General features: G+C 69.7%; 15 protein-coding genes. 4 read left to right on the plus strand and 11 right to left on the minus strand.

Translation table 11 applies throughout. The features are described 5' to 3' along the window. Positions 1-105: 105 nt before the first annotated feature. The gene (locus ACPCJR_RS15945) at positions 106-981 is read left to right on the plus strand and encodes a DMT family transporter (protein WP_391513690.1); all 876 of its coding nucleotides are present in this window, start codon (positions 106-108) and stop codon (positions 979-981) included. Positions 982-989: 8 nt separating this feature from the next. Here ACPCJR_RS15945 and ACPCJR_RS15950 read toward each other — a convergent pair whose 3' ends face one another. Continuing rightward, positions 990-1,715 carry a response regulator gene (locus ACPCJR_RS15950; RefSeq protein WP_391513688.1) on the minus strand — a complete coding sequence of 242 codons (726 nt, stop codon included), beginning with the start codon at positions 1,713-1,715 and terminating at the stop codon, positions 990-992. Between the two features lie 132 nt (positions 1,716-1,847). Beyond that, positions 1,848-2,414: a GNAT family N-acetyltransferase gene (locus tag ACPCJR_RS15955; RefSeq protein WP_391513686.1), complete on the minus strand. Its 567-nt coding sequence runs from the start codon at positions 2,412-2,414 to the stop codon at positions 1,848-1,850. A gap of 172 nt (positions 2,415-2,586) precedes the next feature. Here ACPCJR_RS15955 and ACPCJR_RS15960 point away from each other — a divergent pair, with 172 nt between their 5' ends. Beyond that, the gene (locus ACPCJR_RS15960; protein ID WP_391513684.1) at positions 2,587-3,048 is read left to right on the plus strand and encodes a DUF983 domain-containing protein; all 462 of its coding nucleotides are present in this window, start codon (positions 2,587-2,589) and stop codon (positions 3,046-3,048) included. A 120-nt stretch (positions 3,049-3,168) separates the two neighbouring features. Here ACPCJR_RS15960 and ACPCJR_RS15965 read toward each other — a convergent pair whose 3' ends face one another. Then, complete coding sequence (locus tag ACPCJR_RS15965; RefSeq protein ID WP_391513682.1) at positions 3,169-4,911, minus strand: L-lactate permease; 1,743 nt, start codon at positions 4,909-4,911, stop codon at positions 3,169-3,171. Positions 4,912-5,168: 257 nt separating this feature from the next. On the opposite strand from ACPCJR_RS15965, the gene ACPCJR_RS15970 reads away from it, so the two are divergent. Then, entirely contained in the window at positions 5,169-6,092 is a 924-nt protein-coding gene (locus tag ACPCJR_RS15970; RefSeq protein WP_391513680.1) for a manganese catalase family protein, read from the plus strand. 63 nt (positions 6,093-6,155) lie between these two features. Here the strand turns inward: ACPCJR_RS15970 and ACPCJR_RS15975 are convergent, their stop codons facing one another. The 7 genes from ACPCJR_RS15975 to yajC form a co-directional block, all read right to left on the minus strand. Further along, complete coding sequence (locus ACPCJR_RS15975; RefSeq protein ID WP_391513751.1) at positions 6,156-6,530, minus strand: helix-turn-helix domain-containing protein; 375 nt, start codon at positions 6,528-6,530, stop codon at positions 6,156-6,158. Positions 6,531-6,553: 23 nt separating this feature from the next. Next, the gene (locus ACPCJR_RS15980; RefSeq protein WP_391513678.1) at positions 6,554-6,808 is read right to left on the minus strand and encodes a type II toxin-antitoxin system RelE family toxin; all 255 of its coding nucleotides are present in this window, start codon (positions 6,806-6,808) and stop codon (positions 6,554-6,556) included. Between the two features lie 94 nt (positions 6,809-6,902). After that, positions 6,903-7,802 (minus strand): phytoene/squalene synthase family protein, encoded by a 900-nt coding sequence (locus ACPCJR_RS15985; protein ID WP_331285764.1) that lies wholly within the window; start codon positions 7,800-7,802, stop codon positions 6,903-6,905. A gap of 30 nt (positions 7,803-7,832) precedes the next feature. Beyond that, positions 7,833-8,231, minus strand: a complete 399-nt coding sequence (locus ACPCJR_RS15990) for an Mth938-like domain-containing protein (RefSeq protein ID WP_391513676.1) — start codon at positions 8,229-8,231, stop codon at positions 7,833-7,835. Between the two features lie 8 nt (positions 8,232-8,239). Then, on the minus strand, positions 8,240-9,184 hold the full coding sequence (secF, locus tag ACPCJR_RS15995) for a protein translocase subunit SecF (RefSeq protein WP_391513674.1): 945 nt from the start codon (positions 9,182-9,184) through the stop codon (positions 8,240-8,242). 99 nt (positions 9,185-9,283) lie between these two features. Continuing rightward, positions 9,284-10,891: a protein translocase subunit SecD gene (gene secD / locus ACPCJR_RS16000; RefSeq protein WP_391513673.1), complete on the minus strand. Its 1,608-nt coding sequence runs from the start codon at positions 10,889-10,891 to the stop codon at positions 9,284-9,286. An 81-nt stretch (positions 10,892-10,972) separates the two neighbouring features. Continuing rightward, positions 10,973-11,305, minus strand: coding sequence for a preprotein translocase subunit YajC (yajC, locus tag ACPCJR_RS16005; protein WP_110351553.1), 333 nt, complete (start codon positions 11,303-11,305; stop codon positions 10,973-10,975). Between the two features lie 240 nt (positions 11,306-11,545). On the opposite strand from yajC, the gene ACPCJR_RS16010 reads away from it, so the two are divergent. After that, entirely contained in the window at positions 11,546-12,436 is an 891-nt protein-coding gene (locus ACPCJR_RS16010) for an ATP-binding protein (protein WP_391513672.1), read from the plus strand. 141 nt (positions 12,437-12,577) lie between these two features. Here ACPCJR_RS16010 and ACPCJR_RS16015 read toward each other — a convergent pair whose 3' ends face one another. Further along, positions 12,578-13,942, minus strand: a complete 1,365-nt coding sequence (locus ACPCJR_RS16015; RefSeq protein WP_391513670.1) for a murein hydrolase activator EnvC family protein — start codon at positions 13,940-13,942, stop codon at positions 12,578-12,580. Positions 13,943-14,069: the final 127 nt, after the last annotated feature.

Below are 14,069 nucleotides of genomic sequence, written 5' to 3' on the forward strand. Positions count from 1 at the left end.
TGTGCGGGTCCGCCGAGCCATACAGTTCGGCGCAAAGCGTACGGGACCGTGCCTGTCGCCGCCAGCGCCCGCCTCCTACCGTCGCGCCGAATCCGGGAACGAGCGATGCGGCGAGACGAGAAAAGATCCTGGGCGGGCTGGGGTCACGGCCTTCTCGGCGTGGTGATCTTCAGCGGATCGCTTCCGGCGACGCGGGCAGCGGTCGGCGGCTTCACGCCGCTGTTCCTGACCTCGGCCCGGGCGGTGATCGCCGCCGGGCTCGGGGCGGCGCTGCTGGCGCTGCTGCGGCAGAAGCGGCCGGGCCGGCGCGACCTCGGCGCCCTCCTGGTCGTGGCGCTGGGCGTGGTGATCGGCTTTCCCCTGCTCACGGCCCTAGCGCTGCAGCACATCACCTCGGCCCGCTCCATCGTCTTCATCGGCCTGCTGCCGCTGGCCACCGCCCTCTTCGGCGTCCTGCTGCGCGGGGGCGAGCGGCCGAGACCAGCCTTCTGGCTCTTCTCCGTGGCGGGCAGCCTGCTGGTGGCGGGCTTCGCGCTGGCGCGGGGCGAGGGCACCGATCCGGTCGGCGACCTGCTGATGGCGGCGGCGATCCTGCTCTGCGGCCTCGGCTACGCGCAGGGCGCGCTGCTGTCGCGCCGGCTCGGCGGCTGGCAGGTCATCTCCTGGGCGCTCGTGCTCTCGGCTCCCGCCATGATCGTTCTGGCAGCCGCCACCCTCCCCGCCGCGTGGAGCGGGATCGGCGCCTCGGCCTGGGCCGGGCTCGCCTACGTCTCGGTGTTCAGCATGCTGGTGGGCTTCGTGTTCTGGTACCGCGGGCTGGCCCTCGGCGGCATCGCCGGGGTTGGACAGTTGCAACTGCTCCAGCCCTTCCTCGGTCTGGCGCTCGCCGGCCTGCTGCTGCACGAGCCCGTCGAGGGCGCCATGCTCGCGGTCGCCGCCGGGGTGGTGCTCTGCGTCGTCGGCGCCAAGAGATTCGCGTGAGTCCCCCGTCAGAAGCCGCCCGCCTGATCGAAATCGAGATAGGCGGTCTCGATCACGATCTGCGTGCGGCTGATGACTTCGAGCTTGCGCAGGATCTCGGAGACGTGGGCCTTCACCGTCGAATCGCCGACCTGCAATTCGTGGGCGATCTGCTTGTTGAGCTTGCCCTGGCGGATCATGGCGAGCACCCGCATCTGCTGCGGCGTCAGGCGCGCGACGCGCTCGGCGACCGGCGGCTTGTCGCCGCCCCGCGCCGGGGCCGGGGCGAGGTCGGGCGGCATGAACAGGGCGCCGCCGAGCACCTCGGAGATCGCCCGGGTCAGGGTCGCCTTGTCCACGGCCTTGGGCACGAAGCCGGCCGCGCCGTGGCGCAGGGCCTCCTGCATGATGCGCGGCTCGGTGAGCCCCGAGACGATCAGGATCGGGATGCGGGGGAAGCGGGTGCGGATCGCCACCAGCCCGTCGAAGCCGGTCACCCCCTGCATCGAGAGGTCGAGCAGCGTCAGGTCGATGGCGGGGTTCCGGTCCAGGATCTCGCAGGCCGCGCGGATGCCGTCGGCCTCGTGCAGTTCCGCCGTGGGGAAGGCCAGGGCGATGGCGCTCGCCAGCGCCTCGCGGAAGAGCGGGTGATCGTCGACGACGAGGAGGCGCAGGGCGCTCTCGGCGTTGAGCGGTGCCGCGGCCGCGGGGCCGCCCTCGACGTCCGATGCTGCGTGAGCCATCATCGCCTTCATGCCTTCCGGCGGGCCGCGCTCCCCGGCAGGCGGCCCCTGTCCCGGACTCTTTTAAGGCATTTGGGCCGGCGCGGCTCCCGGTCTTTCGTACCCCCTTCGCGCGGTTCCTCGCGCGCTTCCCGTCCCTGCCCGTCACCCGCCCTCGAGGACGAGCTGGCGCCGGCCGGGGCGATGCCCCTCCGAGCCGGTCTCGCGAAAGCCGAGCTTGTGCAGCAGGCCCCAGGAGGCGACGTTGCCGGGCCGGCACTCGGCCACCACGACCCGGCGCGGGAAGCGGCGGCGCAGGCACGCGACGGTGGCCGAGACGGCTTCGGCCCCGAAGCCGCGCCCGCGGGCGGCCCCTCCGATCCAGTAGCCGATCTCGATCGCCCCCTCGCCGCGCAGATGTGCGCCGACGACGCCGACGAGGGAAGCGTTCCGATGACCACCTTCGTGGAGGTCGCCGGGGCTGGCGGGATCACGGTGCCAAGCGCCGAGGAAGCGGTCGCGCCCGTGCCGGGCCGAGCCGATCAGTGCCCGGGCATCGTCGAGCGTGAAGGGATCGGTGAGGAAATCGACGGCGCCGGTGATGGCGGGATCGTCGGTGAGGGCGCGCAAGGCCGGCGCGTCCCGGGCCTCCAGCGGCGCGATCGACAGGCGCGCCGTCTCGAAACCGGGCAGGTCGGTCAGGCTGTCGCGACGGGCGCGGCGGAAGAACATGGCGGAGTCTTACGCGCAGATGAGGGAGTAAACGAACGAGGCCGCCCACCCCATCCATCACATCTCGAAAAATTCCCGGCTCGAAAAAATCCGGCCGGCCCGGCATGGGAGACCTGCGGCCCGTGATGCGAACCATCGCGGCGGGCGCCGGTTGCCCTGCGAGGAGATCCCGATGACCGAGACCCGCGACGAGATCCGGGGTGACACCCGCTTCGAACCCCAGGCGCCGCTCAGCGTCGCCGCGCGCAGCGCCTGTCCGCGCTGCGGCCGGGGCCACCTGTTCAAGGGCTTCCTGGAGATCGCCCCGGCCTGCGACGCCTGCGGGCTCGACTTCTCCTTCGCCGACCCGGCCGACGGCCCGGCCTTCTTCGTGATGATGACCACGGCGATTCCCGCCGTGGCCTTCGGCCTGTGGCTGGAACTGACCTACGATCCGCCGCTCTGGCTGCACTTCGTGCTGACGCTGCCGGTGGTGTTGATCACCTGCACGCTCCCGTTGCGCTTCTTCAAGGGATGGCTGGTGGCGAGCCAGTACGTGCACCGGGCCGAGGAGGGGCGGCTCGCCCGACCCGCGCCGCCCGCGGACGCGGCCAAGCCGAGTGCCGTCGAGACGGACGCATCCGGCATCCGCTGACCGGGTTCAGGAACCGGGCCCAGGATCCGGGCCAAGGAACCGAACCAAGGAACCGAGCCAAGAAAAAGCCCGCCCCGTGGGACGGGGCGGGCTCTTCTTCGCGGCCGGTGCGGCCGGGCGTCAGTGCGCGGCGGGCGCGAGATTCGCCGGCGGGTGGATCACCATCTCGGTGAACGGGTAGACGTAGGCCTGGAGCATCACGAGGCCGCCGACGAGGCAGGCCAGCACGATCGAGTGCCAGAACACGAAGCGCAGGATCTTGCTCTCCTGGCCGAAATAGCCCGTCGCGGTCGAGGCGACGACGATCGACTGGGCGTCGATCATCTTGCCCATCACGCCGCCGGACGAGTTCGCCGAGGCCATCAGGATGCCCGATAGGCCGAGCTGCTCGGAGGTGATCCGCTGCAGGCCGCCGAACAGCACGTTGGAGGCCGTGTCCGAGCCCGTCAGCGCGACGCCGAGCCAGCCCAGCAGCGTGCCGAAGAACGGGTAGAGGATGCCCGTGCCGGCAAACGCCAGACCCAGCGTGGCGTCGACGCCCGCGTAGCGGGTGAGAACGCCGAGCGCCAGCATCGCCGCGATGGTGATGAGCGAGTAGCGCAGCACCCAGATCGTCTCGAGATAGGCGGTGACCAGGCGCGCCGGGGAGAAGCGCATGATCAGGCCGGAGATGATCGCGGCAAAGAGCACGCCCGTGCCGGTGTAGGACATGTAGGTGAAGTTGAAGATCGCGGCCTCGGCCTTGGGCGCAGCCTCCACGGGCGGCACCTTCATGATCATGTTGTGCAGGCCCGGCACCTCGTACTTCCACGAGAAGATCGGGTTGACGATCCCCTTGAACCAGCCGGTGCCCCAGATCGCGACGATGATCGAGAGGATGATCCACGGCACCCAGGCCATGAGGATCTCCTGCGAGGAGGCGGTGCGGCCGCCCAGATGCACCTTGGGCAGATCACCGGGGACGCCGGCACCGAGGGAGGCGGGCTTGGGCGCGCCGTAGCCGATCGACGGATCGTGGCCGCGCAGGGCCGGGGAGGTCCAAACCTGGGCCGGACGCCAGACCTTGAGGAAGGCGACGAGGGCGGCCATCGAGACCAGCGAGGCGCCGATGTCGACGATCCAGGGGTTGATGTAGTTCGAGATCAGGAACTGGGCGAGCGCGAAGGAGACGCCGCAGACCGCGATCGGCGGCCAGATCGCCATCATGCCGCGGAAGCCCGCGAACACCCAGATCAGCCAGAACGGCACGATCACCGAGAAGAACGGCAGTTGCCGGCCGATCATCGCGCCGAGCACGTAGGGGTCGTAGCCCGTCACCGAGGCCAGACCCTGAACCGGAGCGCCGAGCGCGCCGTAGGCGACGGGTGCGGTGTTGGCGATGAGCGAGAGGCCGGACGCGGCCAGCGGCGAGAAGCCGAGCCCGATCAGGATGGCGCCCGTGACGGCCACCGGCGTGCCGAAGCCGCCCGCGCCCTCGAAGAAGGCACCGAAGGCGAAGGCCACCAGCAGGAGCTGGATGCGCCGGTCCTCGGTGATGCCGGCCACCGATTGCTGGAGGACGGCGAACCAGCCCTTCTCCACCGTCAGGCGGTAGAGGAAGATGACGTTGAGGATGATCCAGCCGATCGGGAACATGCCCGTGACGACGCCGAGGATCGTGGCGCGGACGGCGAGATCCGTCGGCATGCCGAAGGCGACCACCGCCACGAGGAAGGCGACGATGAGGGCCAGAACGGCGGCGATGTGGACCTTGATCTTGCCGCTGGCGATCATGCCGAGCAGGGCGATGACCGGCAGCGACGCGACGAAGGTCGAGAGCCACTGGCTCCCGAATGGATCGTAGACCTGATTCCAGGGTGTCACGGGCGGCGCCCTCCTCCGATGCCCGGATCTTGTGCCGGGCCTAGCCTTGGGTGCTAGCAGAGCCGTTAATCCCGCTCAACGCACGTAATCATGTATCCAGGGCAAGTGTCGTGGATCTGCATCAGGTTAGCGCCCGCCGGGCCCGCCGCGGCGGGCAAGGGCACGCATTTTACCGGCCTTAATCGGGCGCGCCTCGGAACAGGGAGGGCGCCCCACGGTTCCCCCGCCACGACTTCAGAGGCCAGGGAGCCTTCCCCATGTTCATGCGCGTCGACAAGCTGCAGGCCGAGTTGCCCGCACCCAAGCGTCGGGATCCGAACGCGGCGGCTGCGCTGCAGGAACTGCTCGGTGGCAAATACGGCGAGATGTCCACGCTCGGGAACTACATGTTCCAGAGCTTCAACTTCCGCAGCAAGGACAAGCTCAAGCCGTTCTACAGCCTAGTGGCGAGCATCACGGCGGAGGAACTCGGCCACGTGGAACTGGTGAGCAACGGCGTGGCCATGCTCAACAACGGCCCCGACAACGATGGCGACAAGACGGATGGAGGCGACATCTCCGGGGCGCCGTTCGAGGATATGAAGGACATCCGGCTCGCCGCCGCCTTCCTCTCGAATGGCGGCGGCGCGGCGCCGATCAACAGCAACGGCGCCTCTTGGAACAACGACTTCATCACCTCGACGGGCAACGTCGTCGTCGACCTGCTGCACAACTTCCACCTCGAATGCGGCGCCCGGCTGCACAAGCTACGGGTCTACGAGACCCTCTCGGACCCCACGGGCCGGGAGGTCTGCGGCTACCTGCTGGTGCGCGGTTCGGTCCACGCCCACGCCTACGCCCTGGCGCTCAAGCAGATCACCGGCGTCGAGATCGAGAAGTTCCTGCCGACGCCCAACATCGTCCTCGACAAAATCCCGGAATGCCAGAAATACCTCCAGGAGGGCTCGCACCGCCGGCTCTATACTTGGAGCCCGAACGACTACAAGGATATCGCCGGCCTTTGGGGCAATGGCGAGCAGGCGCTGCCGGGCGACCCGCCGGGCGAACTCGAGGTCGTCGACGGCATGCCGGACGGCGGCAAGATCCACCAGCTCACCGGCGTCCCCTCCGCCTTCTCGCCGGATTACGCGCCGGAGGAGATGTTCGAGATCGCCCAGAAGCTGACGAAGAAGGCCCGCTGAGGCGACGAGGCGCGGGGCGTGAAGTGAATTCACGCCCCGCGCCGTCATCCGAGAGAACGCATTCTATCCCGCGAGATCGTCCAGGGAAACGCCGAGCGCTGCCGCGAGCTTGCCGTAGGTCTCGATGCTGCCCTCCCTGGCTCCGGTCTCGATCTGAGATAGGTAGGCCTGGGCGATGCCGGCCTTCTTCGCCAGCGCTGCCCCGCTCAAGCCGCGATGTTCGCGCCAGACGCGGACTCTGTTCTCTCCGGACAGAAGACGCTCCACGATTGCGGCCGGGATCAGCTCCTCCTCACCCGCTTCGAGTTTGCGCCGAAACTCGGCCACGGCGACGCGATCGGCGTTGTCCTCGGCGGCCGCCAGCAAGGTTTCGAAATCCGCCTCGGACAGCAGTACGAGGCGTTCGCCACCAGGGCTGGTGATGATCTGGGGATTCATGATCGTCATGCCTTCTCCACCGATCAGTCGTAAACGCCGCCGCGCGGCGCGATCCTGATGACGGCGATGATCTCGCCTTCCGCGGTGAAGAGCACACGCCAATCACCAATCCGAAGGCGCAGAACACCCGGCTCGCCTCGAAGAGTCTTTACATTGTTGGCGAGCGAATCGGGATCCACGGCGTATTGCTCGATCTTGGAACGGATTTTCCACGAGAGATCGATTGGAAGTCGGGCCAGGACCTTCAAGGCAGCCTTGCTGTAGGTAACCTGCACCATGGCCGACATCCATAGCAATTCGCTATGGATGTCTCAATCCGCGATCCGGCCGGATCGCGACATTCGGTTGCGCTCGAAGCAGGAGCCCTGCTTCTCACAGCCCCTTGCGCGCCGCCCGCCACAGCCGCCACAGGCGCCGCCAGCGCGGAATCTCGATCAGGCTGTTGAGCGGGTCGTAGCCGGGCCGCTCCATGACCGCGAGATAGGGCTCGACCAGGGCCACCGGCAGGAAGGCGGGCCGGGCTGCGGGCGCTATGGTGGCGCGGGCCGCTTCGTAAGCCTCCAGGTGCCGCCGCGCGAGCGCCCGCAGCTCGGCGCAGGCGCGCACGAGGCCGGGGCCGCCGCGGCCCGAGACGATGTCCTCGCGGGTGACGCCGTTCTGGCGCAGCAGGTCGCCGGGCAGGTAGACCTGTCCCTGCCGGGCGTGCCAGGGCAGCGCCCGCAGGAGCCCGGTGATGCCGTAGGCCACGCCCGCATGTCCCGCGGCGGCCGCCCCGCCGGGCTCGGCCCCGTCGGCGAGCACCAGCCCGGAGAGGCGGATCAGCGCGGAGGCGGTCTCGCCGCAATAGCCCTCCAGATCGTTCACCCGGGGCATCGGGTCGTCGTAGAGATCGAAGACGCGGGCGTCGATCAGGTCCACGAAGGGCTGGCGCCCGAGGCGGCGCCCGACGATCGCGTCCTCCAGGGCCGCCGCGACCGGATTGGCCCGCACGTCGCCGCGCGCCTCGCCCTGGAGTGCGTCGCGCCACCATTGCAGGCGGATCTCCCCCGCCATCGGGTTCGAGGCCGCCTCGCGGACCCGGGCGACCGTGAGGCTGAAAGCCGAGAGCGCGTAGAGATGCGGGCGGAAGGCGGCGGGCGCGAAGAGCGTGGCGAAGTAGCGGTCCGGGTCGCCCTCGCGCACCAGCTCCTCGCAGTGCCGGAACGCGAAGGCCAGACCGGCGCTGCCGGTCTCGGGGCTGCTCGTCTCGGTTCGGGTCTCGGGGCGCGTCATGGAGCGGGGCTCATGCGGCGGTGAGGAGGATCAGGCGACGGCGATCAGCGCGGCCGCGACCTTGCGGTTCTCGGCCATGAGGATGTTGTAGGTGCGCGCCGCCGCTCCCGTCTGCATGGCATCGACGCCGATGCCCGCGGCCTTGAGGCGCTGGCGCAGCGGATCGGGCAGGAAGACAATGTCGGCGCCGGTGCCGATGAGAAGAAGCTCGATGCTCTCGGCTTCCGCCAGCACCGGGCCGAGGCTGCGCGCGTCGATGGCGGCGGGCGCGTCCACCTCCCAGGCGCGGATGCCGGAGGGCAGAAGCAGGATCGAGCCGCGATGGGACATCTGCCCGAAGCGGAAGCCGCCATTGCCGTAGGCGTCGATGCCGTGACGGCCGGGCAGGAAGCCGTCGTGAATCTGGCCGGGATGACGCGTTTCGCTCACGCCGCGGCCTACTCGGCCGCCTGAGGCAGCCCGGCCTCGCGCTGCGATGATTTCGCACCCGACAGGCGCAGGCCGATATAGATCAGCGACGGCGTCGAGACGAAGATCGCCGAGTAGGTGCAGATCACCACGCCCGCGAGCATCACCACGGCGAAGCCCTTGATCGCCTCGCCGCCGAACAGCACCAGCGCCACGAGCGACAGGATCGTCGAGAGCGAGGTCATCACCGTGCGCGACATGGTGGAGTTGATCGAGAGGTTCAGGAGTTCGACCACGGGGATCGTCTTGTAACGGCGCATCAGCTCGCGGGTCCGGTCGAACACCACCACCGTCTCGTTGAGCGAGTAGCCGACGATGGTCAGGATCGCGGCGATCGAGGTCATGTTGAACTCGATGCGGGTGACGATGAAGATGCCGACGGTGAGCACGATGTCGTGCAGGGTACCGACGATGGCGCCGAGCGCCAGCTCCCGCTCGAAGCGGAACCAGAGATAGAGCAGCACCGCCAGCACCGAGAGCACGACGCCGACCGTGCCGGACTGCACCAGTTCGCCCGAGACGCGCGGACCCACGGTCTCGGTGCGGCGGAAGTCGTACCCGGCGTCGAAGGCGGCATGCGCCTTCTGCATCACCGCGGTCTGGCCCTGCTCGCCCGCCTGGAGCGGGAAGCGCACCAGCACCTGCCCCTCGCCGCCGAGTTCCTGCACCTCGGTCTCGCCGAAGCCGAAGCCGTTGGCGGTGTGGCGGATCTCCGCGACATCCGCCGTCCGACCGGCCTTGGCCTGCAGCTCGACCAGGGTGCCGCCCTTGAAGTCGATGCCGTAGTTCAGGCCGACCGTCAGGAACAGCACCACGGTCGCCACCGACACGAGCGCCGAGAGCGGGAAGGTGAAGCGCCGGAACCGCATGAAGTCGAAATGCGATTCGTCGGGCCAGAGGCGAAGGAGGCGCATGGTCGGTCTCGAAGCGTGGGAAGCGCCGGGCGCCCCCCTGAGAGTAGCATGGCGCGGCCGGGGGGCCGGCGCCGGAGGGGAGCGCGGTCGGCGCGCTCCTCAGAACGGCAGGGCCTTGGGCCGGAACACGTTGTACCACACTGCGATCATCATGCGCGTCAGCGTCACCGCCGTGATGACCGTGGTGAGGATGCCGAGGATGAACACCACGGCGAAGCCCTTCACCGGGCCGGAGCCCATGAAGAACAGCAGCAGCGCGGCGATCGCCATGGTCGAGTTCGAGTCGATGATGGTGGCGAAGGCCCGGTCGAAGCCGGCCTGGAGCGCCGAGACCAGGGAGCGGCCGGAACGGGCCTCCTCGCGCATGCGCTCGTAGATCAGCACGTTGGAATCGACCGCGGTGCCGATGGTGAGCACGATGCCGGCGATGCCCGGCAGCGTCATGGTCGCCTCCAGCACCGACATCAGGCCGAGGATCAGGCCCACGTGCACGATGAGCGCGATGTTGGCGATGAAGCCGAACACGCCGTAGGTCGCGAACATGAAGACGATGACGAGGCCCGCGGCCACCAGGGTCGCCTTCTGGCCGGCCTCGATCGAGTCGCGGCCGAGACCCGGTCCGACGACGCGGCGCTCGACCACGGTGAGCTTGGCCGGCAGCGCGCCGGCGCGCAGCAGCACCGAGAGGTCGTTGGCGTCCTTGACGGTGAAGTTGCCGGTGATCTGGCCCGAGCCGCCGGTGATCGCCGAGCGGATCACGGGGGCGGACTGGATCACGCCGTCGAGCACGATCGCCATGCGCCGGCCGACATTCTCCGAGGTCGCCTGACCGAAGCGCTGGGCCCCGCGCAGGTTGAACTTGAAGCTCACCATCGGCTCGTGGGTCTGCGGGTCGAAGGCGGGCTGGGCGTCGGTGAGGTCGCTGCCGTCGGCCATGACGCGACGCTCGACCGGCACCTTGGCCCCGCCCTCGTCCTTCGAGGGCAGCATGTCGACGTCGCCCGAGGGCGAATCGGCCAGCATGCGAAATTCGAGCTTGGCGGTCTTGCCGAGCTGGTCCTCCAGCTCCTGCGGGTTCTGCAGGCCCGGCACCTGAACCAGGATGCGGTCGGCGCCCTGCTGCTGGATCGACGGCTCCTTGGTGCCGCCGAAATCGATGCGCTTGCGCACGACCTCGATCGCCTGGCTCACCGCGCGGCGGGTGCGGTCGTTGATGCCGGCATCGGTGAGCACGAGCCCGATCGTGCCGTTCTCGGCCTCGTTGACCGCCAGCGTCTGGCCGCCGCCGGGGCCGGCGAGCGGGTTGTTGATGGGCTGGGCGAGTTCGCGCAGCTTCGGCATCACCCGGGCGCGGGCCGCCGCGTCGGGAATGCGCAGCTCGACGCCGCGGTTGATCACGCGGATGCCGCCCTCCGGCGAGACCGAGGCCTCGCGCAGGATGCGGCGCACGTCGTCGCGCAGGCCCGTGGTCAGCGAGCGGACCAAGTCGGGCTGGTCGATCTCCAGCAGGATCTGCGAGCCGCCCTGCAGGTCGAGGCCGAGCACGATCGCCCGCTGCGGGATGATCCAGCTCGGGAACCAAGAGGGCAGCGATTGAATGAAGGCCTTGCGGCTGTCGGCCGGCACGAAGCTCGGCACCGCGAGGCTGAGGCCGATCAGGATGACGGCGAGCGTCGCGACGATCTTGGTTCTCGTGAAACGCAGCATCCGCCCGATTCCGACTTTTTGTCATTGGTGCCGGGCGTCGACGCCCGGCACGCTCACGCCGTCCCTCAGGAACTCTTGCCCTCAGGAGGCCTTGACGGGCGCGCCCTTGACGCGAACCTCGGAGATCATCGAGCGGACGACCTTCACGCGCACGTTCGGGGCGATCTCGACTTCGATCTCGGAGCCCTCGTCGGACACCTTGGTGACCCGGCCGATCAGACCTCCGGTGGTCACAATCGTGTCCTCGCGGCGCACGTTCTTGACCATGTTCTGGTGATCCTTGAGCCGGCGCTGCTGCGGGCGCAGGATCAGGAAGTACATGATCACGAAGATCAGGACGAAGGGCACGAATTGCAACGCGACGTCCATGCCGCTTCCGGCACCGGCTCCTTGCGCGAAGGCGGGGGTGATCAACGCGGGTGTCTCCTGATCGAGGGCAAGGGATCGAGGGCAACCGGCCCGTGAGGCCCGGCGGCGCCGGAGCCTTACGACGACGGACCTGCCGAGAACGGCTTGCCGAAAAGCGCGCGGACTATAGCGAGGGGCGACTCGAAAGCAACGGCAGGCGGTCGCATCTGGATCGGCGATGCCGAGGTTCCCCTGTCCGGCCTCCTCGGCCTACAAGGCGCCCTCCCCCGAGACCGGACACTCGCCATGGCCTCCGAGCCGACGCCCGCCGACCCCCTTCCCCACCTTCTCCCGCTCCTGGAGCGGATCGCCGCAGCCCTGGAGCGCGCCGCCCCGCCCGCCGTCCCGCGGGTGGACACGGGCGCCGCCGACGCCTTCCTGTGGGGACCCGAGCGCCGGCTGATTCCGGTGCCGCGGGTCAACCGGGTCGAGATCGGCATCCTCACCGGGATCGACCGCGCCCGCGACACCCTGGTGGAGAACACCGAGCGCTTCGCGCGGGGGCTTCCGGCCAACAACGCCCTGCTCTGGGGCGCGCGCGGCATGGGCAAGTCCTCGCTAGTCAAGGCGGCCCATGCCGAGATCAACGCCCGGCGCTCCGCCGACACGCTGCCGATGAAGCTCGTCGAGATCCACCGGGAGGACATCGAGGCGCTGCCCGAACTCATGAGCCTGCTGCGGGGCGACCCCCACCGCTGGCTGGTGTTCTGCGACGACCTCTCGTTCGACGCCGACGACACCTCCTACAAGTCGCTCAAGACGGCGCTCGACGGCGGCATCGAGGGACGGCCGGAGAACGTCCTGTTCTACGCCACCTCGAACCGTCGCCACCTGCTCGCCAGAGAGATGGTCGAGAACGAGCGCTCCACCGCGATCAATCCCGGCGAGGCGGTGGAGGAGAAGGTCTCGCTCTCCGACCGCTTCGGCCTCTGGCTCGGCTTCCACAAGTGCAGCCAGGACGAGTACCTGGCGATGATTTCCGCCTACGCGGAGCGCTACCGGCTGGCGATGGAGCCGGACCGGCTGCGGGCCGAGGCGCTCGAATGGGCCACCACCCGCGGCTCGCGCTCGGGACGCACGGCGTTCCAGTTCATCCAGGATCTGGCCGGACGGCTGGGCCAGCGGCTGGAGGGGTAGTCTTCCGGTCGACCCGGCTCGCCGTCACCTCGCGTGCGACCGATCCGAAAGGGGCGGCGAAGCCTCGCCCTGACGGACACTGCTCGAACGAAAAGGGCGGCCCCTCGCGGGGCCGCCCTTCGTCCTCGATCCGGGAAGAAATCAGTTGCCGGCGAGATGCGGCATCGGGTCGACCGGGGTCGCGCCCTTGCGGATCTCGAAGTGCAGCTGGGGCGAGGTCACGTTGCCGGTAGCGCCGGACTTGGCGATCGTCTGGCCGCGCTTGACCTTCTCGCCGGGGCGCACGTCCAGCTCGCCGTTATGGGCGTAGGCCGAGACGTAGCCGTTGTTGTGCCGCACCAGCACCAGCTTGCCGTAGCCCTTCACGTCCGAGCCCGCATAGGCCACGGTGCCGTCCTCGGCCGCCTTGACCGGCGTGCCCTCGGGCACGGCGATGTTGATGCCCTCGTTGCCGCTCGAGCCGTAGGCGTTGATGATCCGGCCCTTGGCGGGCCAGCGGAAGGACTCGGCCGCCTGCTGGGCGGGCGGGGCCGCCGCGGGGATCGGGGCGGAGGCGTCGGCGCTCGCCACCTTCACCGGGGCGGACTCCTTCACCGGAGCCTTCGCCGTCTCTTTGGCGGCTTCCTTGGCGGCGGCCTTCGCCGCGGCCTCGGCGGCGCGCGCCTCCGCGACCTTCTTGGCGGCGTCCGCCTTGGCCTGCTTGGCCTCGGCCTCGGCCTTGCGGGCGGCCTCCGCCTTCGCGGCTTCCCTGGCGGCCTCCTTCGGATCCGGCTTGGCCTCGACCTTGGCGACCTTCTCGGGGGCCTTCTGGCCCGGGCGCACATGCGCCTTGGCATCCGCCGCCTTCTTGGCCTCAGCGGCCTTCTCAGCGGCCTTGGCGTCGGCGAGCTTCCTGGCCTGGGCGGCCTTCTCGGAGGCCTTGGCTTCGGCGGCCCGGGCCTCGGCGATCTTGGCGGCGGCGGCCTGACGCTCGGCCTCGCGGCGGGCCTCCGTGGCCTTCGCGGCCGCGGCCTCGGCGGCGCGCTTCTCCGCAGCCTTCTCGGCGGCCTTGTCGACGGGCTTGCCGAACTGGAGCTTGGGCTGCGGCACCGGGGCCGAGGCGCGCGGCGTCATCGCGCGGCCCGCATCCGGGTTCAGGCCCGACACGTTGCCGCCGAGCGACTCGGCATTGGCCACGCGGGTCGCGGTCGGGGCCGGAGCCGGGCCGATCGCCGTGGGACGCGGCCCGGCGGGGCGCGGCGACATCGACGGGCCGGGGGCCGGCAGCGCCTCGGACTGGACCCGCGGCGTGCGGATTGCCGGGGCGGGCGCCATCTCGGCCTCGCCGCCCTCCGGCAGGCTGCCGGTGGCGGAGGGCTCGCCCGTCAGCGACGCGAACGGGTTGGAGAAAGGATCGCCGAGGCGCGAGGCGTCCGACGAGCAGGCGGCGGTCCCGCCGCCGATCATTCCGATGAGGGCGAAGCGCGACAGCGTCCTCAAGCCCAGAACCGTCCCCCGAACCCGCATCGACGCACCCGTTTGACCTGACGCAACCTGATGCCGCATTCAAACGGGATTCAGGTTAAGCATCCGTTCCCGAGATGCGCGCAGCGTTCAGTTTCACGCCGGGAGCACGAGGGTTGGGACGCGCCGG

The organism is Methylobacterium sp. NPDC097929, assembly GCF_049543375.1.
Taxonomy (GTDB): domain Bacteria; phylum Pseudomonadota; class Alphaproteobacteria; order Rhizobiales; family Beijerinckiaceae; genus Methylobacterium.